We start from the raw sequence: 26,472 nt of genomic DNA, 5'->3' as shown, positions 1-26,472 counted from the left end.
CGTGTCGTCACGTTCGTACAGGGGTGTCTATTCGGCAAGAGCCGAGTAGGGGAGTCCGCTTCGTCACCTGTGCCCGCTGCGGATCGGGGCCCGGCGCCCTTCGGGCCGACCTGGGACCCGCTGGCTGCGGGTCGACCGAAAGCCGTTGTCTACTGGACGTCCGGGCCCCACCCGGGTCACACCTTGCCGACCGGGTGGAACGTTCCGTCGCCGTGGCGCGGACGCTGAGCCTGGCTGCCAGTGGTGGTGCGCCGGTGCGGCACACCATCCCTGACCCAGCGGCGCTGCGGCGACTGCGCGGAGGTTCCCCGGTCGGGCGTCCGGTGGTGGACCCGGCCGAACCTACCGGCCAGCTGCCATCGGGTGTCAACACCTGTTTGAACTGCGGTTCTTTCCTCAATCGCCTGGTAGACGACGAGGATGCGCAGGTCGCGCGACGGCGTTTCCGCCCGCGATCCGTACCGCGCCACCCCGGGAGATCACTCGCCCGGCCGTACGAACACCGTCCGCCCGCCCACCACTGTGCGCAGGCATACGGGCAGGTCGGTGCCCGGGGTGAGATCGGGCAGGCCCGGGGTACCGGAGCGGGGGTCGGTGGACCAGCGGGCGACCCGGTCGTCGGGGGCCTGTACCACTAGGGCGGCGGCACGCCACACGGCGTAGTCCGCGGGCGCGCCCGGCACCAGGACACCCGCGTCGTCCCGCCCGACGGCCCGCCAGCCGCCGCGGGTGTGCGCCGTGAACGCCGCGCGGACCGAGATGCGGTGCTCCGGGGTGCGGTGGAAGGCCGCGGCGCGGACCGTGCCCCAGGGGTCGAGCGGAGTGACGGGGCTGTCCGAACCCAGGGCGAGCGGGACGCCGGCCTTCAGGAGGGCCGCGAAGGGGTTCAGGGCGCGGGCGCGGTCGGCACCCAGGCGCTGGGCGTACATGCCGTCCTCGCCGCCCCACAGAGCGTCGAAGGCGGGCTGCACGGAGGCGGTGAGGCCCAGTTCCGCGAAGGCGGCGATCGTCTCGGGGGTGAGCATCTCCGCGTGCTCGACGCGGTGCCGGGCGGCGCGCACACGGGCCAGGCCGACCTTCTCGGCGGCGGCCCGCACGCCCTCGACCACGGAGGTCACCGCGGCGTCCCCGATGGCGTGGAAGCCCGCCTGGAGGCCCGCCTCGGTACAGGCGACGACATGGGCGACGACGGCAGCGGTGTCCAGGTGGGCGGTGCCCGTGTGGCCGGCCTCGTCGCTGTACGGCTCGTGCAGGCAGGCGGTGTGCGAGCCGAGGGCACCGTCGACGAACAGATCACCGGCCGCGCCGATCGCGCCCAGGGCGCGGGCCTTCTCCACCCCCTCTGCGGCCTGCTCGGCCCAGTAGCCGATCACACGCGGGCCCGGCTCCTCGGCGGCGAGGCGGAGCAGCCCGGTGAAGTCGTCCTCCGAGGAGATCTCCGGCCCCGCGCACTCGTGGACGGAGCCGATGCCGAGCGAGGCGGCGCGCGCGAGGGCGGCCCGCTGGGCCTCGGTGCGCTGCGGCGGGGTGACCGCGCCCAGGGCGGCGGCCCGGACCCTGTGGTGGGCGTCGCCGGTCAGCGGGGCGTCGGAGCGGCCGGAGTCGGCCTGGACCAGGTCGAGCAGTGCCGTCGTCACGACCGCCGAGTGGACGTCGATACGGCTGAGGTACAGCGGGCGTCCACCGGTGGCCTCGTCCAGTTCGGCGCGGGTCGGCGGGCGGCCCCCGGGCCAGCGTGCGGCGTCCCAGCCGTGCCCGAGGAGGACACGGTCGGTGGGGCGGGCGGCGGCGAACCGGCGTACGCGGCTGAGGGCCGCGTCCAGGGAAGGGGCGTCGGACAGGTCGAGGCCGGTGAGTGCGAGGCCCGTGGCGGTGGTGTGCACGTGTGCGTCGGTGAACGCCGGAGTGACGAGGGCGCCGTCGAGGTCGATCACCTCGTCGGCCGCGCCCGCGAAGGCGTCTGCGGCGCCTTCCGAGCCGACCCAGGCGATGTGGCCGCGCTCGACGACCATCGCGGTCGCGAAGGGGTCGGCGGGGCTGTGGACTTCGCCGCCGCGAAGGAGGACGGTGTCGGGCGGTACCGGGCGTTCACTCATGAGGAACAGTTTCTCGCGGGGAGCCGGCGGAGCTGCACGTGGGGCGTGGCTACCGGGCACCCGGAGCTGCGGCTGCGCCCACACTCCCGATCGGCCCCGGCGGAACGACTGCCCACGGCCGGGCCGGCCCCGCCTGCTGATCAGATCTTCGGCGGGCGTGCCTCGTACGGCGTCGACAGGACCACCGTCGTGCGCGTGGAGACGCCTGCCAGGGTGCGGACTCTGGCCAGCAGCTCCTCCAGCTCGTGGGGAGTGGCGACGCGGACCTTGAGGATGTAGTTCTCCTCGCCCGCCACGCTGTGGCACGCCTCGATCTCCGGGACGCCCCGGAGGCGTTCCGCGATGTCGTCCGGGGCGCTGGGATCGAAGGGTTTCACCGAGATGAAGGCAGTCATGGGCAGCCCCACGGCCTCCGGGTCGACGACCGCGGCGTAACCGCGGATCACTCCGCGCTGTTCCAGCCGCCGTACCCGCTGGTGCACGGCAGACGTGGACAGGCCCGTGGCCTTGCCCAGGTCGGTGTAACTCATCCGCCCGTCCTTGACGAGCAGCTGCACGATCTGTCGGTCCAGCTCCTCCATGGCGCAGAACCTACAGTGCGGTTGATCTCCTCCGATACCTGAGCGGTGCAGGTCATGCCCTGTTCGTGATGTGACTGAGCGTGCGCTGTGGGCCGTATGAGGGACAAAAGCATCGCCACCGGCACCTGCGGACGGCATGTGACGAACACCACAGCTCTCGAACATGCTCCGTGATGGTCTCGTGATTACCGCCGAGACCGGGCGGGAAGTGCTTGCTGTGGTCGAGGCCGCAGCGCCTTGTCGGCCCAGCCCGAGGGGGAGTAACCCATGCAGAGTCTTAAGCGCCCTGGTCGCACCGCGCCCAAGAGGCCCCAGTTGGTGGTCGATCCCGAGCCGGAGGGCGTTGAACCCGACGCACTCGACGGCGAGGAACTCGACGACTACGACGCCTTCGAGATGTTCCGGGTGATCTGCCCGGACTGCACGCAGCCCATCGCGCTGCTGGCGGACGAGGAGATCCTGCCGGAGCACGCGCTGTGCGCGACACCGTGGAACCCGTTCGGGCTCACGGTCTGCGCCGGTACGGGCCGCGCGGCGGCCGACGCCCGGTCAGCGGACGAGTCCGCGGAGGCCCAGGAGCAGCACACCGCCCTGCTGTTGACGCTCCCTCAGGGCCTCGACTGGCGCACCCAGCCCTTCTCCCACGTCGGCGGCCCGGGCTCACGCCCGATGCGAGTCCCGGCGATGCGGGGCCACGCCGCCTGAACGCGTTCGCTCGAACCTTCCGACTGCCCCTGCACCATGGCTCGCCGCTGCCGTGGCGCAGGTCCAGTGCGCGCGTGCGCCGTCGCGAACGCAGGGCCGAATCCAGCGCGCGGTGACCTGATCGACCGTCACCGCGTTGCCCTGGCATGACGACCCCTATGTACGCAGCAACCGGACGTCCGCGCCAGTTCCGTGACCCGCATCAGGCAGAATCGGTTCCGCAGGGCTTGGTGAACCAGGGCCGCCCAAGCCCACCGGCCCCGCCCGACCCGCCCATCTACCGCGCCCTGCTGCGCACTTGGGCCGACCGTGGCCGCACCCTGCCGGGGCGCCACGACCCGGAGTGGGTCCGGCTCGCGGCACCGCCGGCCGGGCTCGGGATCGTGGTCGACCCGTTCAGCGCGTCTCCGGGCCGGCCAGGTGACGGGCGATGACCATTCGCTGGATCTGGTTGGTGCCCTCGACGATCTGCAGGACCTTGGCCTCGCGCATGTAGCGCTCGACCGGGAAGTCCGCGGTGTAGCCGTAGCCGCCCAGCACCTGGACAGCGTCCGTGGTGACCTTCATCGCCGTGTCGGTACACAGGAGTTTGGCCATGGCGGCCTGCTTGCCGAACGGCCGGCCCGCGTCACGCAGCCGTGCCGCCGTGAGATACAGCGCGCGGCCCGCCTCGATCTGCGTGGCCATGTCGGCGAGGAGGAAGCGCAGCCCCTGGAAGTCGGAGATCGGCCGCCCGAACTGGCGGCGCCCGGTCGCATAGGCCAGCGCCTCGTCGAGCGCCGCCTGGGCCAGGCCGATCGCACAGGCCGCGATACCGAGGCGCCCGGAGTCGAGCGCGGACAGGGCGATACCGAAGCCCTGCCCCTCCTCACCGATGCGCCGGCTGCCGTCGAGCCGGACGCCGTCGAAGTTGATCTGCGCGGTGGGCGAGCCCTTGAGGCCCATCTTCCGTTCCGGTGCCGCGGCGCCCAGCCCCTCCGCGTCGGCAGGGGCCAGGAACGCGGTGATTCCGCGCGGACCCTCCTCCCCCGTGCGCGCCATGACCGTGTAGAAGTCGGCGATACCACCGTGGGTGATCCAGGCCTTGGTGCCGGTGAGCACCCAGTCGTCGCCGTCCCGGACGGCTTTCGTACGCAGGGAGGCGGCGTCGGAGCCGGACGCGGGCTCGGAGAGGCAGTACGCGCCGAGAAGGCCACCGCCGAGCATCGCGGGCAGGTGTTCGGCCTGCTGTTCCTTGGTGCCGTAACTCGCGAGGGCATGACAGGACAGCGTGTGCACACTGACGCCGAGTCCGACGGTGAGGCGGGCCGCCGCGAGCTCTTCGAGAACCTGGAGGTAGACCTCGTACGGCTGGTCGCCGCCACCGTGGCCGGAGGAGTACGGGAGGCCCAGCAGCCCCGATTCCGAGAGCAGGGCGAAGAGTTCGCGCGGGAAGCGCCCGGCGTCCTCCTCCTCGGCCGCCTTTGGCGCGATCTCGCGCTCGGCGATGTCACGGACGAGCGAGATCAGGTCCCGGGCCTCGTCCGTTGGCAGTTGACGGTCCACCGGCTGCGGGGCGTGGTCGGGCATGTCGACGCTCTCCTCCCTGTCGGGCGCAACGGCACACGCGCGCCTGAGTAGGGTGGCGTCCGCCGGTCTCACTGGTCACGCCGATGCTGGCCCTTCCGGGTCGCGGAAGTGGTCGGCGAACGGCTGTGGAGCTGCGAGTATGCCCGATCGGCGGCACGGCGTCACTGGTTAACGAGCGTTTATTCGATCACATCTCCGGGGCACCGGCCTCGGCCGGAAATTGGTCCGAACCATTGACCGCACTGGTCTAGTCCTCTTACTGTGCCCTCGGTTCCCGACACCACCTCCCCCACGCTCCCCTCCCTCCCGAGGAGACAGCTCCATGCACCGACCGCATCTCCCCCGCCACTTCAAGACGCTTGTGTCCGCCGCGTGTTGTGCCGTTCTCGGCGCCGGACTCCTGGCCGGCGCCGGCACCGCGACCGCCGCGCCGACACCCCCGAAGGCCGCCGCGAAACCCGTCCCGAAAGCCGCTGGTTCCAAGGTCCTCGGCTACTTCACCGAATGGGGCACCTACGACCGCAAGTACTACGTCAAGAACATCGGGACATCCGGCTCGGCCGCCCGGCTGACCCACATCAACTACGCCTTCGGCAACGTCACCGGCGGCAAATGCGCGATGGGCGACACCGACGCGGCGACCGGCCGGGCGTACACCGCCGCCGAGTCGGTGGACGGGGTCGCCGACACCGCGAGCCAGTCGCTGCGCGGCAACTTCAACCAGCTGCGCGAGCTGAAGAAGAAGCATCCGAACCTCAAGGTCCTCTGGTCGTTCGGCGGTTGGACCTGGTCGAGCGGTTTCGGCGAGGCCGCTCAGAACCCGGCCGCGTTCGCCCGGTCCTGCTACGACCTGGTCGAGAACTCCCGGTGGGCCGACGTGTTCGACGGCATCGACATCGACTGGGAGTATCCGAACGCCTGCGGCAACACGTGTGACACCAGCGGCAGGACGGCCTTCAAGAACGTGATGGCGGCGCTGCGCGCGAAGTTCGGCTCCGGCAACCTGGTCACGGCGGCGATCACCGCCGACGCCACCCCCGGCGGCAAGATCGACGCGGCGGACTACGCGGGCGCCGCCAAGTACGTCGACTGGTACAACCCTATGACGTACGACTACTTCGGCGCCTGGGCGGCGACCGGGCCCACGGCACCGCACTCGGCGCTGAACTCGTACCCCGGTATCCCGCAGGCCGGTAACCACACCTCGGCGACCATCGCGAAGCTCAAGGGTCTCGGCATCCCGGCCTCGAAGCTGCTGCTCGGCATCGGTTTCTACGGGCGCGGCTGGACCGGTGTCACCCAGTCGGCGCCCGGCGGCACGGCGACCGGCCCTGCCGCGGGTACGTACGAGGCGGGCTTCGAGGACTACAAGGTACTGAAGTCCAAGTGCCCCGCAACCGGCACCGTCGGCGGGACGGCGTACGCCAAGTGCGGAAGCGACTGGTGGAGTTACGACACCCCGGCGACCATCGGAACGAAGATGGCGTACAAGAACCAGCAGGGCCTGGGCGGCACGTTCTTCTGGGAGCTGAGCGGCGACACAGCGAACGGTGAGCTGATCAGGGCCATCAAGTAGGGCCACCCGGAGGGCAGTTGGGGCGAGGGCCACGAGCCTTCGCCCCTCTGCCGTCAGTTGTCCCGGCGGGCCGGCTCCGGTGCCACATATGTCGGGTCGAGTTCCTCGATGGCGCGCAGCGCGCCGCCCAGCATCTTCACGAGCAGTTCGCGCATGGTGTCGCGGGGGAGCTCGGGGCGGTCGATCCAGTCGAGGGTGGCGCCCTCGACGCTGCACACCCAGCCGAACAGGCCCATGCGGGCCAGCGGGTCGATGTCCTGTCTGCCGTACGCGCCTTCGGCGATGGTCGCGACGATCGCCTCGCGTACTCCGTCCCGGATGGCGTGCACCTCGGCGTCGAAGCCGACGCCGCCGCTGACGATGGTGCGGTAGGCGGCCTGGTTGTGCTCGGCGAAGCGCAGATAGCAGTCGATCGTGCGGTGCACCCGGTCCACGGGAGCATGGTCGAGGCCGCTGGAGGCGAAGGTGACCAGGTCGGTGACCGAATCCTCGACGATGGCCAGGTAGTAGCCACGTTTGGACTGGAAGTAGTAGTAGATCAGCCCCTTCGCGACCTGCGCCTGACGTGCGATGTCGTCCATGGACAGTGCGTCGTACGACCGGTCGGCGAACAACTTCCGTCCGATGGCGATGAGTTCGGCGCGACGCGCCATGGAGCGGTCGGTTCCGCGCGACCGTGGGCGTTCGGCGGCAGGCTGTCGGCTACTACTGTTCAATTCGGGGCCCTGGTCTCCAACTGCGGGCGGGACATCCGAAGTATGGCAGACCGGAGCCACCTGCACGTTCGACTCTGATCGACAGTACGGGCACCCGGTTCAGGGCGGATCGCACCGGTTCAGAGCAAACCGAGCTGGACCACGAACATGGCGACCACGACCACAAAGGTCCAGCCCATGACGTGCTCGAAGATCTTCGGGCCGTCCTCCTGGGGACCGCCGGTACGCGTGCGGGCGGGGGCTGCGGCAATGCTCGCGGTCATGGCATCTCGCTGGGTTCGATGTGCGATGGACTCCCCCCACCGTTCTGTCCACCTTGCCATTCATCGGGGCTTTCGCGGCGGAGACGTTGGTCACACCCGACCGGAATACGGGTGGCCCCCGGTCTCCCGGGTGGGCCGCCTCACACCGTCACGCGTTCCCCTCGGCTCAGCGCACCCCCACCGCCGCGAGCGCCGCGAGCTGAGCGGCGGTCGGCTTCGCCGGAAAGTACAGGTAGCAGACGCCACCAGTGCCGCCCACGACCTTGCCGCCGGCGTTGTACCGCTTGGTCCGCAGCCAGATGTTCTCGAACTCACGCCGCGGATAGACCCGGCGCACGGCCTCGTTGGTCGCCGAGAACGGATCGTTGGCGATCACGTCGCCGTCGGCGGTGAAACCGATCACCGTCATCAGGTGGCCCGAGGTGCCGTAGCCCGCCCCTGTCAGCTCGGCCTTCAGGAACGACTGGGACGTTATGACCGGGATGCCGGCCGCGATCAGCGTCTCCAGGTCGGTGAGCGAGCCGAGCCGGGTGACCACGCCCTGGAGGTCCTTGTAGGTCGCCGCGTAGGCCGAGTTGAAGGGCCAGTTGCCGCAGCCGCCGTACTGGAAGTCATAGGTGAAGCGGGCCGCATGGCACACCTGCGGGTCGGCGTAGGCCGGGTCGACCCAGGCCAGTTGTGCCGCCGTGGGCTTTCGTCCCCAGTACTCGATGACCATCTGCGAGGAGGTGGGGCTGCACCAGGCTTCGCCGCCGTTGTCGTACTCGGGGTACTGGCCGGTGTGGATCTCCTGCGAGTAGCGCGGGACGATCAGTTCCCTGGCCGGGCCGGGTGCCGAGGCGGGGACGGTGAAGCGGTCCGGTACGTCCGAGCCCATCGCGCCGACCCGCCAGACCGTGGGCGTGGCGGTGGTGCCGGGCCTTCGGTGGAGGGTCAGCCGCAGCCGGTACGAGACCAGGCGCAGGCCCGTGGCCGGGGCGTCGATGGCGAAGGTGTCGGTCCAGACCGTGCTCCTGTCGTCGGTCTGATCGTCGACGGAGGTCCGCCTGATGTCCTGGTCACCGGAGGCCCAGCGGCCCATCACGTACCAGGGTGTGGCGGTGCCGTCGGAGTACGTGCCGGTCAGCTCGACCTGGATCCAGGTGCCGGCCGGGGTGCGCGCGTTCCAGGAGGCGATGACCTCGGTGGAGGGCACCGTGAGCCGGTGTACGGGGGACGTCCAGGTCGCGTACTCCCAGGCCGCCGTCGTACCGGTGTGCGGATCGGTGTAGTCGACCGTGCCGGCCGGAGTGCCGATCACGACCCCTGGCCGCGCGCCGGCGACGGCACGGGCGCCCTTGACCGTGGCCGCGCACCAGTCCGCGTACGAGATCCACGCGCGGTTGTCCACGGGGCGGGAGGGGCCGGCCTCGACCTCGCGGCCGGTCGCCACCAGGGTGTCCGCGGCGGCCGGGCCGGCGCTGCCCGCTACGGCGGCGACCGCCGCGGTGAGAACGGTTCTGCGGGACGGCTCTTCGGCTCTGCTCATGGGCGGGTGACCCCCGGGTGTCCTAGGCGGGCGGGACGGTGCACGGCTGTGCGCCCACTATGGCGGCCGGTGACCTGCTCCTGCCAGCACTACGGGCCGTGCCACGCCCAGGAATATTGGTCTTGACCATTGGCGTGACCTGGGGCACGGGCGACGGCGGCGTCCGGCCGGTCCCTAGAATGCCCCTGGCAATATGTCCGAATCCCATCGCCCTCCGGGAACCGCCATCGACGACCTCGCACACACCCTGCACCGCCTGCCGCCCTCCTGCGGCCCCGTCCGGCTGATCGCCGTCGACGGGCACGCCGGGTCCGGGAAGACCACGTTCACCGGCCGGCTGGCCGCGGCTCTCGGCGGGGCACCCGTACTGCACCTGGACGACATCGCCACCCACGACGAGCCGTTCGACTGGACCCGGCGCCTTGTCAGCCAGGTGATCGAACCGCTGCGGTACGGCGAGAGCGCTTCCTACACGCCCTATGACTGGGCGTCCCGGCGCTTCGGACCACCCCGGACGATGCCGGCCGCGCCCGTGGTGCTGATGGAGGGGGTCGGCGCCGGACGTCGGGCGGTACGGCCGTTTCTGGCGCGGCTGCTGTGGATGGAACTGGCCGGCGAGGAGGCATGGGCGCGCGGGCGGTTGCGGGACGGGGTGGAACAGAGCGAGTTCTGGGCCGGTTGGGTCGACGCGGAACGTCGGCACTTCGCCGCGGACCCCTCGCGTCCGTTCGCCGACCTGTTGGTACGGCAGTGCGGCAAGGGGTACGAGGTACTGCCGGGGCCTGCCGGGACCGTTGGATCAGACCAGAATGTCACTCACCGCGACGGGCCGTCCGCTGTGTGCTGAACTTGTGAAGACGCTAGTCGTTCAACCGGCCTGAGTGCTTCAACTCGGCTTGACCGTCGGGCCGTACAGGTCTTACGTTCTCAATGAGCGGCCGTTCGAGCCGCCCGCAGTCGCGAAGCCCCCGGTTGTTCCCCCGTGATCGGGGGCTTCGTTCTGCCCGCAGTCGGTTTCCCGGCCGCCAAGAGGCGCGATCCGTTCACCCTGCGTGACCGCGCCGTGTGCGCCCCATCTGCTCCCACCTCGTCAAACGGCCCGTGCGGCACCCTGCTGCGGGCACGTGCGGCGCAGGTACGATGCCCTCGGTGCGACTCGGACGGCTGCTCTGCGCACCGTTGCAACTCCCGTCCGCGGCACAGCGGTTCGACAAGCTGCCGACGGGCACCGGCCCGTCGGAGAGGCAATCGGGGGCACGGTTTGTGGGGGACGTGATGGACTTCGGCACGCAGGGCCCCGAGGCCCCGGCCGACCTCGCCTGGCTGCGAGGTGTGGACGCCTACACGATGGGCGCCTATCCACAGGCGGAGGAGGAGTTCCGCACCGCGGTGCGGATGGATCCCGGGATGGCCGACGGCTGGCTCGGACTGCATGCGCTGCGCGTCGACACGACGACCGCGCTGCTACGGATGTTCCGGCACCGGGAGCGCTTCGGTGAGCAGCGTTCCCGCCACCGCCGGACCCTCAACTCCTGGTACTGGCTGGGCTGGTGGGTGCAGCCCGTACTCGAAAGCCCGCGCGATCTGCTGCTCGCGCACGCCTCGCACTGGCTGGACGGCCGCCATGTGCCGGAACTGGACCGGGCGCTGGCAGGTCTGGCGCCGGTGGACACCGACCCGCAGGTCCGTTTCCTGCACGCGTGCCGCGCCTACCTCGTCAAGGACTGGGAGCAACTGGTCCGGCACACCGACCCGTTGATCAACGACGCCATGCTGGGCATCGAGGCGGGTCTGTTCGGCGGCATGGCACGGGTCCGCCTGGAGATGTACGGCCAGGCCGAGCCGCTGCTGTCGGCCGCGCTGATGCGCTGTCGCAGCGAGCAGCCACAGCGCAAGGAGCTGCGGTACTGGCTGGCGCGGGCCCACGAGGGTACCGGCCGCTCCGCCGCGGCCCTCCCCCTCTACCGGGCCGTGCACCGCGTGGACGCCGCCTTCATGGACACCTCGGCGCGGCTAGCCGCGATCTCCGAGGGCGACGGGTACGACGAGGCGGCCGACCTCGCGGCGATCACGCTCAGCGGGATCGGGCAGGAGCTGCTGGAGAGCCCGGACGGCATCGATCCCCTGTTCGGCGGCGAGGGCCGTGATCTGAAGCTGTCGGAGCCCGAACTCCCGCCGCCCGGCGCTCCGTTGCCGTCCGCGACCGACTCGGTGCGCGAGAAGGCCGCCCTCCCGGCGCAGCCGCTGCCGACCGGTCCGACCGACCCCGGGCTGCTCGAAGAGGCGCTGGCCGAGCTGGAGCGCATGGTGGGCCTGGAACCGGTGAAGCGCCAGGTGAAGGCGCTCTCCGCCCAGTTGAACATGGCGCGGCTCAGGGCGGGGCAGGGGCTGCCGGTTCAGCCTCCGAAGCGGCACTTCGTCTTCTCGGGCCCGTCCGGCACCGGCAAGACAACGGTGGCGCGCATCCTCGGCCGGGTGTTCTACGCCCTCGGGCTGCTCGGCGGCGACCATCTGGTCGAGGCGCAGCGGGCGGACCTGGTCGGCGAGTATCTCGGCCAGACCGCGGTGAAGGCCAACGAGCTGATCGACTCCGCGATCGGGGGTGTCCTCTTCGTCGACGAGGCGTACTCGCTCTCCAACTCCGGTTACGGCAAGGGCGATGCGTACGGCGACGAGGCGTTGCAGGTGCTGCTGAAGCGGGCCGAGGACAACCGGGACCATCTGGTGGTGATCCTGGCCGGCTACCCCGAGGGCATGGACCGGCTCCTCGCCGCCAACCCCGGGCTGTCGTCCCGCTTCACGACCCGCGTCGACTTCCCCTCGTACCGCCCACTGGAACTCACGTCCATCGGCGAGGTGCTGGCTGCCGAGAACGGTGACGTGTGGGACGAGGAGGCGCTGGACGAGCTGCGGTCGATCGCCGGGCATGTCGTGGACCAGGGGTGGATCGACGAGCTGGGCAACGGCCGGTTCCTGCGGACGCTGTACGAGAAGAGCTGTGCGTATCGGGATCTCCGGCTGTCGGTGTATCCGGGGATGTTGACCCGGGACGACTTGTCGACATTGCGGCTGCCTGATCTTATGCAGGCGTACGGGGAGGTTCTGTCGGGGCGGGGTCCGCAGGACCCGTCGCTCCCCTGACCAGGACCGGGCGCCTTGAGTTCGGCGCCCGGTGCCGGTGATGAGCGGTGGTCGCGCAGCCCGCCGCTGTACTGAGTGGCGCTCTCGGTGGGACGGGCGCCGCCCCTGGCGGCACGCATACTCACAGCCAGGCGGGCGGGCGTGCCCCTCAAGGCCCCTTCAGGGGCGCGGCGAACTGCGCGACCAGCCCCCACCAGCCCGCTGGAGGACGAACCGCACGTCCAGCGGAGCGCTCAGCTTGCCAGCGCCTCCTCGTGGGTCTCCGCCCTGGGCTCCGTCATCCTGGACATCGGCGGTGGCTGACGGTGGGCCGGGTCCCGTACCTCGCCCACCAGGAGTTCCAGTACGTCCTCCATCGCGACCAGGCCGATGACCCGGCCCGACGCGTCCGCCACCTGGGCCAGGTGCGTCGCCGCCCGGCGCATCACGGTCAGCGCGTCGTCCAGCGGGAGTTCGGAGCGCAGCGTCGTCATGGAGCGCCAGATGTGCTGCGGCACCGCCCGTTCCGAGTCCTCCAGGTCCAGTACGTCCTTCACATGGAGGTAGCCCATGAAGGCGCCGTTGTCCGCCACCACCGGGAAGCGGGAGTATCCGGTGCGGGCGGTCAGCGCGACGACCTGGCCCGGGGTGACCGACGGGCCCACCGCCACCAGTGACTCGCGGTCGAGGAGGACGTCGGTGACCGGGCGGGAGCCCAGTTCCAGCGCGTCCTCCAGGCGTTCCTGCTCTCCGGGGTCGAGCAGCCCGGCCTGGCCGGCATCCTCCACCAGGCGGTTGAGCTGTTCGCTGGTGAAGACCGCCTCGACCTCGTCCCTGGGCTCGACGCCGAAGAGCTTCAGGACGAGTCGGGCACAGGCGCCCAGGCCGACCGTGACCGGCCTGCACAGGCGGGCGAAGGCGACCAGTCCCGGGCTCAGCCACAGCGCGGTCTTCTCGGGCGCCGCCATCGCCAGGTTCTTCGGAAGCATCTCGCCGATGACCAGGTGGAGGAAGACCACGACGGTGAGCGCGATGACATAGCCCAGCGGGTGGATCATGCCCTCGGGCAGGTGTGCCGCCTCGAAAACCGGTTCCAGCAGGTGGGCCACGGTCGGTTCGGCGACCGCGCCCAGAGTGAGCGAACAGACGGTGATGCCGAACTGGGCCGCGGCCATCATCTGCGGCAGCCGTTCCAGGCCGTAGAGCACCTGGCGGGCCCGCGCCGTGCCGAGCGGTTCGATCTGGCTGCGGCGGACGGAGACGAGGGCGAACTCGGCGCCCACGAAGAAGCCGTTGGCGATCACGAGGAGAAGAGCGAAGAGGAGTTGGAGCACGCTCATCGGGCCGCCTCCGTCACGAGGTCCGCCATCTGTTTGCCGCCCTCTGTCCTGATCAGGCGTACCCGCTCGGCCCGGTAGTGGCCGACCTGGCGGACCGAGAGGCGCCAGCCCGGCAGTTCGGCGCTGTCGCCGGGGACCGGGATGCGGCCCAGCAGGTCGGCGACGAGGCCGGCGACCGTCTCGTACGGGCCCTCGGGCACGTCGAGGCCTATGCGCTGGAGGATGTCGACCCGGCAGCTGCCGTCGGCGTCCCAGGCGGGGCGGCCGTCCTCGGGTGGCGCGGCGGCGAGTTCGGCCGGTTCGTTGAGCACGTCGTCGTGTTCGTCGCGGACCTCGCCGACGAGTTCCTCGACGATGTCCTCCAGCGTGACCACGCCCGCCGTACCGCCGTATTCGTCGACGACGACGGCGATGGGCTGCTGGCTGCGCAGCAGTTCGAGCAGCGGCTGGACGGGGAGCGTCTCGGGTACCAGCAGCGGCGACTGGGCGATCCGGCCGACCGGTGTGCGCAGCCGGTCCCCCGCGGGTACCGCGAGGGCGTCCTTGAGATGGACCATGCCGACGATCTCGTCGATCCGCTCCCGGTACACGGGGAAGCGGGACAGGCCGGTGGCCCGGGTCAGGTTGACGACGTCCTCGGCGGTGGCCGACGACTGCAGAGAGCTGACCCGCACGCGTGGTGTCATGACGTGCTGCGCGGTCAGCTCGCCCAGCGACAGCGTCCGTACGAAGAGGTCCGCGGTGTCCTGTTCCAGCGCACCGGCCCGGGCCGAGTGCCGGGCGAGGGAGACCAGTTCGCCGGGGGTGCGGGCCGAGGCCAGTTCCGCGGTGGGTTCTACGCCCAGGGCGCGGACCAGCCGGTTGGCCACCGCGTTGAGTCCCGCGATCACCGGACGGAAGAGACGGGAGAAGGCGTGCTGCGGGCCGGCTACGAAGCGCGCGACCTGCATCGGCCTGGAGACCGCCCAGTTCTTGGGGACGAGTTCGCCGATCACCATCTGCACGGCCGAGGCCAGCAGCATGCCGACGATCACCGAGACGCTCGGGACGGCCCCCTGGGGCAGGCCGATCGCGGTGAACGGGCCGTGCAGCAGCTCCGCGAGCGCCGGTTCGGCGAGCATGCCGACGACGAGGGAGGTGATGGTGATGCCGAGCTGGGTGCCGGAGAGCTGGAAGGACAGCTCCTTGAGGGATTCGACGACCGTACGGGCCCGTCGGTCGCCCTCGGCGGCGGCCTTCTCGGCGTCCGGCCGCTCGACCGTGACGAGGCCGAACTCGGCGGCCACGAAGAAGCCGTTGGCCAGGATCAGCAGGAATGCCGCAGCAAGGAGCAGCAGGGGGATGGTCATGCCGCCGCCTCGATATGCCGGAAGGGGGCGGCGCAGGTACTACAGGACGATCCGTCCATCGCTGGAGGGAGTCACTCCTCGGGTAGCAGGGGGCCTCTGAAGACCGGGGGGAGCATCAGCGGCGGAGGCGCACGAAAACGCCTCCGCCAACAGATTAATCAAGACACGGGCCTGTGCGGCAGAGTGGACGGCCCCTGAGTCAGCCCTGAGCCTGCTCGGGGCCGCTTGCGGACCGCGCCTCGGTGAGCGCCCGCAGGGTGCGCGCGTCCGCGATGGCGCGCTGTTTGGCGATGCCGGGCTGGATGCCGAGCGCGGGCAGACTCGTACCGTCGCTGAGGTCGAGGAACACCCAGGGGTCGCCCGGACGGAGGTTCACCCGGAGGATCTCCGCCCAGTCCAGGCGCCGTTTGCTCGCGATGTTGACGACGGTGACTCCGGCCTCGTCGGCGACCACCTTCGGCCGGGACAGCAGCAGGAGTACGGAGGCCAGCAGCACGCCGGTGAAGACGAAGCTGAGGCGCTCCCCGGGGCTGAGGTTCTCCAGGAGCATCGCGATCGTCGTGATGACGACGAAGATCGCGACACCCGCGGTGACCAGCACGGCCCGGGTGCGGCCCGGCCGGAAAGTGACGGGCAGCGCGGGCGGAACGGGTGCGGTGGGCGGATCCTGCATCGGTGTACGGTCCCTGTCGCTCACGGTGTCTGTCGCTTGCCCTGCCTCAGAGGCGGCAGGCGTGGATGGCCGTGGTCAGGATGGCCCGCGCGCCGAGGTCGTACAGATCGTCCATGATCCGCTGGGCCTCCTTGGCGGGGACCATCGCACGGACGGCGACCCAGCCCTCGTTGTGCAGCGGCGAGACGGTCGGCGACTCCAGACCGGGTGTCAGGGCGACGGCCTTCTCCAGCTGCTCGACCCTGCAGTCGTAGTCCATCATCACGTACGTCCGGGCCACCAGGACGCCCTGGAGACGGCGCAGGAACTGCTGCACCTTGGGCTCCTCGGCCTCCGCTCCGACCCGGCGGACGACGATCGCCTCGGACTTCATGATGGGCTCACCGAAGACCTCGAGACCTGCGTTGCGCATCGAGGTGCCGGTCTCGACGACGTCCGCGATGACCTCGGCGACGCCCAGCTCGATGGCGGTCTCGACGGCGCCGTCCAGGTGCACGACGGAGGCGTCGACGCCGTGGTCGGCGAGGTGCTTGGCGACGATTCCCTCGTAGGAGGTGGCCACGGTCATGCCGCCCAGGTCCCCGATGCCGGCCGCCGTGCCGGGCTTGCCGGCGAAGCGGAAGGTGGAGCGGGCGAAGCCGAGCGGGAGGATCTCCTCGGCGTTGGCCCCGGAGTCGATGAGCAGGTCGCGGCCGGTGATGCCGATGTCGAGGCGGCCGGAGGAGACGTAGATCGCGATGTCGCGGGGGCGGAGGTAGAAGAACTCGACCTCGTTCTCCGGGTCGACGATCCGCAGTTCCTTGGCCTCCCGGCGCTGCTGGTAGCCGGCCTCATGCAGCATCTCCGCCGCAGGGCCTGACAGGGAACCCTTATTGGGGACGGCGATGCGCAGCATGAGGTCGGCTTCCTTTGCGTGAGATGCGTGCAACGTGACGGTGGAGTGCACCGGTCGGGCGGGACTTACAGGTGGGCGTACACGTCGTCCAGCGAGATTCCGCGGGCGACCATCATCACCTGGACGTGGTAGAGCAGCTGCGAGATCTCCTCGGCGGCTGCTTCCTTCCCCTCGTACTCGGCGGCCATCCATACCTCGGCGGCCTCTTCTACGACCTTCTTGCCGATGGCATGGACGCCCTTGCCGACCAGCTCTGCGGTGCGGGAGGTGGCGGGATCGCCCGTGGCGGCCTTGTGCTGGAGCTCGGTGAAGAGCTCCTCGAACGTCTTCTTGGACATGGTGGCGCCCACTTTACGCGTTGTGCCGCCCGGCCTGACGCCACGGTTCAGATACTGAGCGGAGGGTGGCCGCCGTCGCGACGGCCGCCGTCACCGCCTCGTGCCCCTTGTCCTCGTTGGAGCCCTCGATGCCCGCGCGGTCGAGGGCCTGTTCCTCGGTGTCGCAGGTCAGCACGCCCATGCCGATCGGGACGCCGGTGTCGACCGAAACCTGGGTGAGGCCCTGGGTGACGCCCTGGCACACGTACTCGAAGTGGGGAGTGCCGCCCCGGATGACGACCCCGAGCGCGACGATCGCGTCGTAGCCCCGCCCGGCCAGGACCTTGGCGACGACCGGGAGTTCCCAGCTGCCGGGAACCCTGAGCAGGGTCGGCTCGTCGATGCCCAGGTCGTGCAGGGCGCGCAGGGCGCCGTCCACCAGACCGTCCATCACCTTCTCGTGCCACTGGGCCGCGATGACGGCGACGCGCAGGTCACCGCAGTTGCGTACGGACAGTTCGGGTGCACCCTTGCCGCTCACGTTCTCGTCTCTCCTCAGTGATCTTTACTGGTTGCCGCAGGGGGACACGGGGGCCGCGTCCAGCCAGGGCAGGTCGTGTCCCATCCGGTCCCGCTTGGTGCGCAGGTAGGTGAGGTTGTGCTCGCCCGCCTGTACGGGCATCGGTTCGCGGCCGGCGACCTTGAGGCCGTGGCGGACGAGCGCGTCGGTCTTGTCGGGGTTGTTCGTCATCAGGCGCACGCTGCGGACGCCGAGGTCCTGGAGTATCTGCGCGCCGGCGCCATAGTCCCGGGCGTCGGCGGGCAGACCGAGTTCCAGGTTGGCGTCGAGGGTGTCGCGGCCCTGCTCCTGGAGCTCGTACGCCCGGAGTTTGGACAACAGGCCGATGCCGCGTCCCTCGTGGCCGCGCAGATAGACGACCACTCCCCTGCCCTCGTCCCGGATGCGTTCCAGGGAGGTCTCCAGCTGGGGACCGCAGTCGCAGCGCAGGGAGTGGAAGACGTCGCCGGTGAGGCATTCGGAGTGGACGCGGACCAGAACGTCCTCGCCCGTACCTACCTCGCCGTGCACGAGGGCGACGTGCTCGACGCCGTCGACGGTGGAGCGGTAGCCGTATGCCGTGAACGTGCCGTGGCGGGTGGGTAGTTGGGTCTCGGCCTCGCGGCGGACGGTGGGTTCGGCGCTCTTGCGGTAGGCGACCAGGTCCTCGATGGAGATGATCGTCAGGCCGTGCTTGCGGGCGAAGGGGATCAGTTCGGGCAGGCGCAGCATACGGCCGTCCTCGCCGGCGATCTCGACGATCGCCCCGGCCGGGCGCAGCCCCGCGAGGCGGGCGAGGTCCACGGCGGCCTCGGTGTGGCCGTTACGGACCAGCACGCCGCCGGGCCTGGCGCGCAGCGGGAAGATGTGGCCGGGGCGGACGAAGTCGGCGGCGTCGGCGGCGCCGCTCGCGAGGAGCTGCAGTGTGGTGGCCCGGTCGGAGGCCGAGATACCGGTGCTCACACCGTGAGCGGCCGAGGCGTCGACGGAGACCGTGAAGGCGGTTTTCATCGACTCGGTGTTGTCGTCGACCATCTGCGGCAGGCGGAGCCGGTCGAGCTCGTCGCCTTCCATGGGGGCGCAGATGAGCCCGCGGCACTCGCTCATCATGAAGGCGACGATCTCTGGGGTCGCCTTCTCGGCGGCGATGACGAGGTCGCCCTCGTTCTCCCGGTCCTCGTCGTCCACGACCACGACCGGGCGGCCTGCGGCGATGTCCGCGATGGCCCGCTCGATCGGGTCGAGGGACCAGTCCTCGATGTTGTCCGTGCTGTAGAGGACCGGCGGGACCGAAGAGGTGGCGCGTAGCGCCTCGTCCGGGGTGGTGGCGGGAGAGGGGAGGACGGTCATGCGGGCGCTCCTTCCAGGGCGGGCCGCGTGTCCTTGCGGGAGCGCAGCCACCAGTCGCGCATGCCCCACAGGACGAGCGCGCCGTAGATGACGTAGACGAAGCCGGAGAAGGCGTAGCCGTTGGCGAAGTTGAGGGGGACACCGACGAGGTCGACGAGGAGCCAGGCGAACCAGAACTCGACCATGCCGCGCGCCTGGGCGTACATGGCGACGATGGTGCCGACGAAGATGTAGGCGTCCGGCCAGGGGTCCCAGGACAGGGTCGGGTAGGCCGTGAAGAGCAGGGCCACCGTGACTGTGCCGGCGACGGCCGCGCAGGCCATGGCCGCGCGCTCGGTCCAGGTGGCGAACCGCGGGACGATGTGCCCGTCCTCAGCCTGCCCCTTGCTGCGGTTCCACTGCCACCAGCCGTACACGGCGACGACCATCACGACGGCCTGTTTGCCCGCGCTGCCGGTCAGATGTCCGAAGAACGCGCCGAAGAGGATGAGGCCGGACAGGAACTGCACGGGCCAGCTCCAGATGGAGCGCCGCCAGCCGAGGGCGAGGGCGACCAGGCCGAAGATGTTGCCGGTCATGTCCGACCAGAGGATGTGCTGGTCGAGAAGCGTGAACGCCTCGCTGTTCAGCCAGTTCACTTGGCCGCCCCCCGCGTCCCGAGCAGCCGCTCGACGTACTTGGCGATGACGTCGACCTCGAGGTTGACCGGGTCGCCGGGCTGCTTGCGGCCGAGCGTGGTCAGGTCGAGGGTGGTGGGGATGAGGCTGACGGTGAAGTGGTCGGGGCCGGCGTCCACGACGGTGAGGCTGATGCCGTCGACGGTGATGGAACCCTTCTCGACGACATAGCGGGTGAGATCGTCGGGGAGCGAGATCTTGACGATCTCCCAGTTCTCGGACGGCTTGCGTTCGAGGACCGTACCCGTGCCGTCGACATGGCCCTGCACGATGTGGCCGCCGAGGCGGGCGCCCAGAGCCATGGGGCGTTCGAGGTTGACGCGGGAGCCGACGGTGAGGACGCCCAGGCTGGAGCGGTTGAGGGTCTCCGCCATGACGTCGGCGGTGAACTCGTCGCCGTCGTGGTCGACGACCGTGAGACACACGCCGTTGACGGCGATGGAGTCACCATGGCGGGCGCCTTCGGTGACCACGGGGCCGCGGAGCCGGAAGCGGGAGGCGTCGCCGAGGTTCTCGACGGCCGTGACCTGGCCCAGCTCTTCGACGATTCCGGTGAACACTTCCCGGGTCCTCCCTGCCTCTTCGGGCACGGACTCCGGGGCCTGTCGATGACGACAGCTGTGAACGGGCAGGGACACCGGGAGCGTCGCCGGACGGAGCTCGGCCCATGGCCGAACGGTACGGCGGCGCGCACGAATGCCCGCCCGCCGCGCACTGCCTCCCATCCGGACTTTAACCGTCGGTCCAGGAATTCCACCTGGTCAACCGGCCGCCGAAAAACATGCGGACGGGTCGCGGACTATAACCGCCGGTTCGGACTTTCACCGACCCCGGAGTGCGCTGCTTCTGTTACAGGTCAGTGTGCCATGCCGGATCGTGGTCCATGCGGGTGAGTTGTGTGGACTGGCTCACAAGAACCTGTCCGAACAAGCCACATTAATGGTTTATACCTATTGACCGTCATGGTCCAGACCTATTAGCGTCGATGCCGGCCCGGCGGCGGTGACGACGGCCCTTGCCCGCCGCCGGACCCTCACACCTTCCGCTGCCTGGCCGACCCCCCCGAACAGCTCTTCCTGGGCGCCCTCGCGTGCCGTCAGCAGTGCCCCGCGCAGCACGGCTCCGCCGCCCAGCGCGCTCGCGCACACCTCCGTCGGTAGGGGTGACATGCGGGCGAGCCGTTCCCCGACACGGGCGGCGAGTACGTCCCCGCCCGCCCGGCCGACCTCGCCGCCCAGCACCACGCACCCCGGATCGAGGACGGCGACGACGGACGCGACGCCGATGGCGACGCGGTCGGCGAGGGTGTCGAGGAAGCGGGCGTGCGCCGGAGTGCCGGGGGCCGCGGCGACTGCCCGGACCAGGGCCGCCGCGTAGGACTCGTGGGCGTTGCCGTCGGCCACCAGGCCGTGCGCGTCCGCCAGTCGGGCGATGGCCGCCGCTCCGGCGAGCGAGTGGAAGCCGCCTTCGCAGTCCGTCGCCGACGGCGGCTGCGGCGTACCCGGCACCGGCAGGAAGCCGATCTCGCCGGTACCGCCGGAGGCCCCCCGGCGCAGGGTGCCGTCGAGGACCACGGCCGCGCCGGTGCCGTGGCCGAGCCACAGCAGCACGAAGGTGTCCCGGTCGCGGGCGGCGCCGTCGCGCTGTTCGGCGAGGGCGGCGAGGTTGGTCTCGTTCTCGACGATCACGCGCGTCCCGGGCAGCCGTTCCTGGAGCGTGGCGACCAGCCTGCGGTGCCACGCGGGCAGGCCCGAGGAGTCCCGGAGTTCGCCGGTCGCCGGGTCGATCAGACCGGGGGCGCCGATCCCGACCGTGTGCAGTTGCTCGGCCCCGGCCTCCTTGGCGGCCCGCTCGACGAGAGCGACCGCCTGTTCCACGGCGGGACCGGTGCCGGTGTCGTCCCCGATGGGCACGGATGCCTTGGCGAGAATGTCGCCCAGTAGGTCCGTGACGACGACGGAGACGCCTTCGGTACGGACGTCGAGGGCGGCCAGACGGGCGAGGCCGGCGACGATCCCGTACACCTTCGCGTTCGGTCCTCGCCGCTGTTCCCCCGACTCCCCCACGACCGTGACCAGTCCGGCGGCGGTGAGGCGTTCGACGAGGTCGGCGACGGTCGGCCGGGACAGGCCGGTGAGCTGCTTCAACCGTCCGGCCGTCAGCGGGCCCTCCTGCTGGAGCAGACGCAGGGCGAGCCGGTCGTTGATGGCCCGGGCGGTGCTCGGGGATGCGGGCATGGGCGAGATCCTTCCAGATCGGCCGGCCGCCCCCCTGGAGGACGGCCGGCATCCCGCTATCTATCAGGCAGGCTTCCTGATAGTTTACGCAGCGCGCTGCGGAGGCTCCGCGACGCAGGAAGTCGATCCGGAGGAGGGGCCGCAGAATGGGTGCGGTGCTGTACGAACGAGGCAGGGTGAGGCGCGCCCGGTACGCCGTGGCCGCTGTCTTCGCCGTGCACGGCGCCGTCACCGGCTCGTTCGCGACCCGGGTGCCGTGGATCCAGGACCATGCCTCGGTCAGCGCGGGGCAGCTGGGACTGGCGCTGGCGTTCCCCGCGCTCGGCGCGTCCGTCGCGATGCCCCTCGCGGGCCGCATCAGCCATCGCTTCGGCGCTCGCAAGGCTCTGCGCGGCCTGGTCTCGCTCTGGACCCTGTCCCTGGCCCTGCCGGCCCTGGCCCCGAACCTCCTCACACTCTGCCTCGCCCTGTTCGTCTACGGCGCCACGGCCGGTATGGCGGACGTGGCGATGAACGCGCTGGGCGTCGAGATCGAGAACCGGCTGGGCAAGTCGATCATGTCCGGCCTGCACGGCATGTGGAGTGCGGGCGCCCTGGTCGGCGCGGCAGGCGGCACCCTCGCCGCACACCTGGCCTCGGACGCGCGCCTCCATCACGCGCTCGCGGCGGCGACCCTCACGCTCCTCGGCGTGGCCGCCTGCCGCTGGGTACTCGATCTGCGCCCCACCGAGGACGAGGAGCCGCCGCCGAGGTTCGCGCTGCCGCCCAGGTCCGCCCTGCTGATCGGCGCCATCGGCTTCTGCGCGGTGTTCGCCGAGGGCGCGAGCCTGGACTGGTCGGCGGTGTATCTGCGGGACGAGCTCGGCACCTCGGACGGTCTCGCGGCGGCTTCCACGACCGGCTTCATGCTGACGATGGCACTGGCCCGGCTCGCCGGCGACTCGGTCGTGAACCGTTTCGGCGCGGTGCGCACGGTCCGCACGGGCGGCGCGCTCGCCGTCCTCGGCGGTGTGCTCATCGTGGTCGCGGAGCATCCCGCAACGGCGATGGCCGGCTTCGCGCTGCTCGGGCTGGGCATCGCCGTGGTCGTCCCGCTGTGCTTCGCGGCGGCGGGCCGCAGCGGCCCCAACCCCAGTCAGGCCATCGCGGGCGTCGCCACCATCACGTACACCTCGGGCCTGGTCGCGCCGAGCGCGATCGGGACTCTGGCCCAGGCGACGAGCCTGGTGGTGTCGTTCATGCTGGTCACAGTGCTGGCGGGTGGACTCGCCGGGTTCGCGGGGGTCCTGCGCACCGGCGAGAAGGACCGCCCGAAGGTCAGTCCGCCGAGCGCAGCAGTTCCCGACCGCAGTCCCTGAACCGGTCGCTCCACGGCGCGGGCCGCAGGGTGCCCGCGTCGAGTCTGACCAGCACCCGGGTGCCCCGGGCGTAGGTCACCCCGCCGTCGGCCGAGCAGAGCCGGAAGCCGTAGGTGAGGCCGGTGTTGCCGAGGCGCTCCAACCAGAGGTGCACGGCGTAGGCGCCGGGCCGGGCGACCGGCGCCTCGTAGCTGATGCGCAGTTCCCTGACCACGTTGCAGAAGTCGCCGGCCGCCGCCCAGTCACCGTCGAACGTGAAGCCGTATCCCTGCCACAGCTCGTTCCAGGCCCGCTCCACCAGCAGCGGGTAGCGGGCGTTGTGGAGCATGCCAAGGGAGTCGAGGTCGTCGAAGTGGACGGTGACGGGCATCAACCGCCCGTACGAGCCGTCCGGATCGGCGACGGGTACCGGGGCTGCGATTTCGGCTTCGGCGGTCACGGGCGGGGCTCCTGGACGTACGGATGAATGGCGGATGCAGTTGTCCGCGCCTCCCCCATCCTAAGCGGACGCTCAGATCCCCCGCTCTCTGCTCCCCTCGGTGCAGCTCAGCGCGCCAGATCGTAGGCGTACGACGCGGTGAACGTGCCGGGGGTCCCCTTGCAGCCGTCCGACTCCCCCGGCAGCTTGACCCACAGATAGGCGTCGATCCGCGCCTCGCCCGTGTTCGTGGTCGGCGCCCTGCCGAGTTTCCGTCCGGCCGGGTCGCACCACTCGCCGTCCGCCGGGGCGCCGTTGCCGTTGCGGCTGGTGTCGATCACGGCACCGAGACCGGCGGGACCGCCGAGGGCGTCCAGGACCTGTCGGTCGTACGCGATCTCGTCGTCCGTGCGGTGGAAGTTGGAGACGTTGCTGAAGACGCCGTCGGAGGAGGCCGAGGCGGCGCCCGCCTGGCGGAGCAGGACCGCCTGTTTGGCGGGGGCGTTCCAGCCCGAGTGACCGGCGTCGTAGTAGACGCGAGCGTTGGGGTTGGCGGCCTTGAGGACCCGGCCCGCGCGGGCCAGCGAGGCGAAGCGGGCGGTCCGCTGAGCCGTGGACAGACAGTCGGCGAGGGCGATCGAGTCGGGCTCCATTATCACGATGACCTCGTCTGAGCCGAGGCCCGCCGCGAACGCGTCGATCCAGCCGTCGTACGCGCCGAGGTCGGGTGCGCCGCCCTGGGAGGCACCGCCGCAGTCGCGGTCCGGGACGGCGTACGGCACGAGCACCGGGACCCGGCCGGCGCCCGCCGCGCCCGAGGTGACCGCGCGGACGCGGGAGGTGATCGTCGCGGGCGAGAAGTCGGCGAACCAGACCGCAGCCGGACGGTCGGCGATCTCCGCCTCGATGACGGGCCGGCGCGGATCGCCGGGGTGGGCGCGGACCCAGTCGAGAACCCGGGACTCGGGGTGGCGGTAGAGGCGGGCGGACGCGGAGACGGATTCCTGCTTCGTCTCCGGCTCCGGCTCCGGCCTCGTGGGCGAGGGTGTGCGGCTGGGACTTTTCGCTTCCGTCGTACGGGCGGACGGGGAGGGCGGCTTCGAGGCGCCCGGCGTGGGCGAGGCCGAGGACACGGCCGGCAGCGGAGCGAGCAGGGGTGAGCTGGTCACCTCCGGCCTGACCTGGTCAACGCCGCCGTCGTCGTCGAGCGCGGAAAGCAACCCGGTGGCGGTGCCGACGGCGACCATCACCGAGGCGGCGGCGACCATGACCGAACGCCGGGCGGCGCGCCTGCGTTCGGCCCGGCGTGCGGCCAGGCGCTGGGCGCGCAAGCCTGACACGTACAGCTCCCCCTCCTCTGCCGCGGCGGGCGCGTTCCCCCGTTCTGGGGAAGCCTCCGGCGCGGCGGCACGTCCGCCAGCCTAGGACTGGGACCCTGCCCCCATGGTGCAATTGGAACAGTTCACCACTTCTGTCGACCACGTCCTCTCCCGGATGCGCGCGCTGGAGGCACGGCTGCCGCCGCGCGACGGACTGGCGGTCTTCAACCGCGTCTACCTCGCCGTCACGGAGGCCGTCAACCGGCGTCTGGAAGCCGGTGCGTTCCCCGACGCCGAGGCCGCGATCACCCTGGACGTACGGTTCGCCGAGCGGTATCTGCGGGTGGCCGAGGACGACCACGCGCCCGCCTGCTGGCGCCCGTTGCTCCAGTTCCGCCGCCATCCGGGCGTACGCCCACTGCAGTTCGCGCTGGCGGGCATCAATGCGCACATCGGGCACGATCTGGCGCTCGCCGTTGTGGACACCTGTCGCACGCTCGACTGCGAACCGGTCGACCTGGAGGACGAGTTCGAGCGCGTGGGTGATCTACTCGTCTCGCTGGAGGAGAGCATCCGTGAAGAGCTGATGCCGGGTCCCGACCTGCTCCAGATCGCCGATCCGCTCACCCACCTGCTCGGCGCGTGGAGCATGGAGCGGGCCCGGGCCGCCACCTGGTCGGCGGCCCGCGCGCTGTGGGCACTGCGCGGACTGCCCGAGCTCGCCGAGGAGTTCACCGACCGCCTCGACGCGGCGGTCGGCTTCGCGAGCCGCATGCTCCTCACGCCACTGCCGGACTGATCCGGCCACTCCTGCGCAGGGCCCCCGCCATAACTAGGTGAACGTTGTACGTTCAACGGCGAGAGCATCTCTTGCGAAGGAGCACGAGCATGGCCATCCGCCTGGGTCTGGGTCTTCCTCAAACACGCCAGTACGACATCGGACGGGACGTGCCGGACGTGGCCCGCACCGCCGAACAGATCGGATACGAGAGCCTCTGGGTGTTCGAACGCGCCCTGTACCCGGAGCCCGCGACCCAGGGCCTGTACGGCATGGAGGGCGTCCCCTGGCCCGACGCGTACCGCGGTCTCGCCGAACCGCTGGTGACGCTGACACTGGCCGCCGCGGCCACCGAGCGCGCCCGCCTCGGCACCAGTGTGCTGGTCGCTCCGCTGCACGGCCCGTTCCAACTGGCGCGCATGCTCGGCACGTTGGACGCGGCGAGCGGCGGCCGGGTGGTCGCGGGCTTCGGCACGGGCTGGTCCCTCGACGAGTACGCCGCCGCCGGGGTGGCCCCGTTCGCGGAGCGCGGCCGGGTCCTGGACGAGGTCCTCGACGTGTGCCGGGCGGTCTGGGGCCCGGACCCGGTGCGGTACGAGGGCCCTCTGACGAAGATCGCGTCGGCCGTCGTCGGTCCCAAGCCCGCCCGGCCGATCCCGATATTCCTGCCCGCCTTCAGCAAGAAGTCCCTGACCCGCCTCGTCGAGCGCGGCGACGGCTGGAACCCGATCGCCATGGGCGTCGAGCAACTCGCCGCCCAGTGGCGACAGGTGCGGGACTTCGCCGCCGAGAAGGGCCGCACGAGGCCGATCGAGACGGCGGTGCGGGTGAACCTCACGTACACGGCGAAGGCGTACGACGGCTCCGACCGCCAGCCCTTCCAGGGAAGCGTCGACCAGATCGTGACGGACCTCGCCGCCCACGCCGAGATCGGCCTCGACGAGTTCTTCGTCGAGTTCGGCGACGCCCCGAGGGACGCCGGTGAACTCAAGGACCTGGCCGCCGAGTTGTACGGGGCGGCGCGGGCGGCCGGAATCTGAACGACCCG

General features: G+C 70.9%; 26 protein-coding genes and 1 riboswitch. Of the genes, 8 read left to right on the top strand and 18 right to left on the bottom strand.

Annotated elements, in window-relative coordinates; genetic code table 11:
- Positions 1–479 precede the first annotated feature (479 nt).
- Positions 480–2,096, bottom strand: coding sequence for an amidohydrolase (locus tag RB628_RS03050; protein ID WP_318318671.1), 1,617 nt, complete (start codon positions 2,094–2,096; stop codon positions 480–482).
- A gap of 140 nt (positions 2,097–2,236) precedes the next feature.
- Entirely contained in the window at positions 2,237–2,677 is a 441-nt protein-coding gene (locus tag RB628_RS03045) for an Lrp/AsnC family transcriptional regulator (RefSeq protein WP_318318670.1), read from the bottom strand.
- 267 nt (positions 2,678–2,944) lie between these two features.
- Between RB628_RS03045 and RB628_RS03040 the strand changes: the two genes are divergently transcribed.
- Positions 2,945–3,382 (top strand): hypothetical protein, encoded by a 438-nt coding sequence (locus RB628_RS03040; protein ID WP_318318669.1) that lies wholly within the window; start codon positions 2,945–2,947, stop codon positions 3,380–3,382.
- Between the two features lie 146 nt (positions 3,383–3,528).
- On the top strand, positions 3,529–3,816 hold the full coding sequence (locus RB628_RS03035) for a hypothetical protein (protein WP_412180583.1): 288 nt from the start codon (positions 3,529–3,531) through the stop codon (positions 3,814–3,816).
- Here RB628_RS03035 and RB628_RS03030 read toward each other — a convergent pair.
- Positions 3,779–4,951, bottom strand: coding sequence for an acyl-CoA dehydrogenase family protein (locus tag RB628_RS03030; protein ID WP_318318668.1), 1,173 nt, complete (start codon positions 4,949–4,951; stop codon positions 3,779–3,781). The genes RB628_RS03035 and RB628_RS03030 overlap by 38 nt on opposite strands.
- A 322-nt stretch (positions 4,952–5,273) precedes the next feature.
- On the opposite strand from RB628_RS03030, the gene RB628_RS03025 reads away from it, so the two are divergent.
- The gene (locus RB628_RS03025; protein ID WP_318318667.1) at positions 5,274–6,527 is read left to right on the top strand and encodes a glycoside hydrolase family 18 protein; all 1,254 of its coding nucleotides are present in this window, start codon (positions 5,274–5,276) and stop codon (positions 6,525–6,527) included.
- Positions 6,528–6,580: 53 nt separating this feature from the next.
- On the opposite strand, the gene RB628_RS03020 is transcribed toward RB628_RS03025, so the two are convergent.
- The 3 genes from RB628_RS03020 to RB628_RS03010 form a co-directional block, all read right to left on the bottom strand.
- Positions 6,581–7,180 (bottom strand): TetR/AcrR family transcriptional regulator, encoded by a 600-nt coding sequence (locus tag RB628_RS03020; protein ID WP_318318666.1) that lies wholly within the window; start codon positions 7,178–7,180, stop codon positions 6,581–6,583.
- Between the two features lie 182 nt (positions 7,181–7,362).
- The gene (locus tag RB628_RS03015; protein ID WP_318318665.1) at positions 7,363–7,506 is read right to left on the bottom strand and encodes an SCO1431 family membrane protein; all 144 of its coding nucleotides are present in this window, start codon (positions 7,504–7,506) and stop codon (positions 7,363–7,365) included.
- 166 nt (positions 7,507–7,672) lie between these two features.
- Entirely contained in the window at positions 7,673–9,034 is a 1,362-nt protein-coding gene (locus RB628_RS03010; protein WP_318318664.1) for a peptidase C39 family protein, read from the bottom strand.
- Positions 9,035–9,227: 193 nt separating this feature from the next.
- Here RB628_RS03010 and RB628_RS03005 point away from each other — a divergent pair, with 193 nt between their 5' ends.
- Both RB628_RS03005 and RB628_RS03000 read left to right on the top strand, forming a co-directional pair.
- Positions 9,228–9,881: a hypothetical protein gene (locus RB628_RS03005; RefSeq protein ID WP_318318663.1), complete on the top strand. Its 654-nt coding sequence runs from the start codon at positions 9,228–9,230 to the stop codon at positions 9,879–9,881.
- Positions 9,882–10,309: 428 nt separating this feature from the next.
- Positions 10,310–12,175 (top strand): AAA family ATPase, encoded by a 1,866-nt coding sequence (locus RB628_RS03000; protein WP_318318716.1) that lies wholly within the window; start codon positions 10,310–10,312, stop codon positions 12,173–12,175.
- 233 nt (positions 12,176–12,408) lie between these two features.
- Here RB628_RS03000 and RB628_RS02995 read toward each other — a convergent pair whose 3' ends face one another.
- The 10 genes from RB628_RS02995 to RB628_RS02950 form a co-directional block, all read right to left on the bottom strand.
- Positions 12,409–13,494 carry a hemolysin family protein gene (locus tag RB628_RS02995; protein WP_318318662.1) on the bottom strand — a complete coding sequence of 362 codons (1,086 nt, stop codon included), beginning with the start codon at positions 13,492–13,494 and terminating at the stop codon, positions 12,409–12,411.
- Positions 13,491–14,843, bottom strand: coding sequence for a hemolysin family protein (locus RB628_RS02990; protein WP_318318661.1), 1,353 nt, complete (start codon positions 14,841–14,843; stop codon positions 13,491–13,493). Before RB628_RS02990 ends, RB628_RS02995 begins: the two co-directional genes overlap by 4 nt.
- 199 nt (positions 14,844–15,042) lie before the next feature.
- Positions 15,043–15,516, bottom strand: a complete 474-nt coding sequence (locus RB628_RS02985; protein ID WP_318318660.1) for a PH domain-containing protein — start codon at positions 15,514–15,516, stop codon at positions 15,043–15,045.
- Between the two features lie 46 nt (positions 15,517–15,562).
- A complete protein-coding gene (gene hisG / locus RB628_RS02980; protein ID WP_318318659.1) occupies positions 15,563–16,411 on the bottom strand; it encodes an ATP phosphoribosyltransferase in 849 nt (282 codons plus the stop codon).
- 65 nt (positions 16,412–16,476) lie between these two features.
- Positions 16,477–16,749: a phosphoribosyl-ATP diphosphatase gene (locus RB628_RS02975; protein WP_026249121.1), complete on the bottom strand. Its 273-nt coding sequence runs from the start codon at positions 16,747–16,749 to the stop codon at positions 16,477–16,479.
- Between the two features lie 13 nt (positions 16,750–16,762).
- The gene (ribH, locus tag RB628_RS02970; RefSeq protein WP_318318658.1) at positions 16,763–17,269 is read right to left on the bottom strand and encodes a 6,7-dimethyl-8-ribityllumazine synthase; all 507 of its coding nucleotides are present in this window, start codon (positions 17,267–17,269) and stop codon (positions 16,763–16,765) included.
- Between the two features lie 24 nt (positions 17,270–17,293).
- Positions 17,294–18,637: a bifunctional 3,4-dihydroxy-2-butanone-4-phosphate synthase/GTP cyclohydrolase II gene (locus tag RB628_RS02965; protein WP_318318657.1), complete on the bottom strand. Its 1,344-nt coding sequence runs from the start codon at positions 18,635–18,637 to the stop codon at positions 17,294–17,296.
- Complete coding sequence (locus RB628_RS02960) at positions 18,634–19,275, bottom strand: nicotinamide mononucleotide transporter family protein (protein ID WP_318318656.1); 642 nt, start codon at positions 19,273–19,275, stop codon at positions 18,634–18,636. Before RB628_RS02960 ends, RB628_RS02965 begins: the two co-directional genes overlap by 4 nt.
- Positions 19,272–19,874 carry a riboflavin synthase gene (locus tag RB628_RS02955; RefSeq protein ID WP_318318655.1) on the bottom strand — a complete coding sequence of 201 codons (603 nt, stop codon included), beginning with the start codon at positions 19,872–19,874 and terminating at the stop codon, positions 19,272–19,274. The genes RB628_RS02960 and RB628_RS02955 overlap by 4 nt, the downstream gene beginning before the upstream one ends.
- A gap of 147 nt (positions 19,875–20,021) precedes the next feature.
- A riboswitch (FMN riboswitch) is annotated at positions 20,022–20,157 on the bottom strand.
- Positions 20,158–20,264: 107 nt separating this feature from the next.
- Positions 20,265–21,551: an ROK family transcriptional regulator gene (locus RB628_RS02950; RefSeq protein WP_318318654.1), complete on the bottom strand. Its 1,287-nt coding sequence runs from the start codon at positions 21,549–21,551 to the stop codon at positions 20,265–20,267.
- Between the two features lie 146 nt (positions 21,552–21,697).
- Between RB628_RS02950 and RB628_RS02945 the strand changes: the two genes are divergently transcribed.
- The gene (locus RB628_RS02945; protein WP_318318653.1) at positions 21,698–22,909 is read left to right on the top strand and encodes an MFS transporter; all 1,212 of its coding nucleotides are present in this window, start codon (positions 21,698–21,700) and stop codon (positions 22,907–22,909) included.
- On the opposite strand, the gene RB628_RS02940 is transcribed toward RB628_RS02945, so the two are convergent.
- Positions 22,869–23,279, bottom strand: a complete 411-nt coding sequence (locus RB628_RS02940; protein WP_318318715.1) for an acyl-CoA thioesterase — start codon at positions 23,277–23,279, stop codon at positions 22,869–22,871. The genes RB628_RS02945 and RB628_RS02940 overlap by 41 nt on opposite strands.
- Before the next feature lie 176 nt (positions 23,280–23,455).
- Positions 23,456–24,595, bottom strand: coding sequence for a glycoside hydrolase family 6 protein (locus RB628_RS02935; RefSeq protein ID WP_318318714.1), 1,140 nt, complete (start codon positions 24,593–24,595; stop codon positions 23,456–23,458).
- A gap of 175 nt (positions 24,596–24,770) precedes the next feature.
- Between RB628_RS02935 and RB628_RS02930 the strand changes: the two genes are divergently transcribed.
- Positions 24,771–25,445 (top strand): DUF5995 family protein, encoded by a 675-nt coding sequence (locus RB628_RS02930; RefSeq protein ID WP_318318652.1) that lies wholly within the window; start codon positions 24,771–24,773, stop codon positions 25,443–25,445.
- An 89-nt stretch (positions 25,446–25,534) separates the two neighbouring features.
- Positions 25,535–26,464, top strand: a complete 930-nt coding sequence (locus tag RB628_RS02925; RefSeq protein ID WP_318318651.1) for an LLM class F420-dependent oxidoreductase — start codon at positions 25,535–25,537, stop codon at positions 26,462–26,464.
- The last annotated feature ends 8 nt before the right edge of the window (positions 26,465–26,472 follow it).

The organism is Streptomyces sp. ADMS, assembly GCF_033441795.1.
In the GTDB taxonomy this organism is placed as follows: Bacteria; Actinomycetota; Actinomycetes; order Streptomycetales; family Streptomycetaceae; genus Streptomyces.
This window is presented reverse-complemented; position numbering and strand designations above follow the sequence as displayed.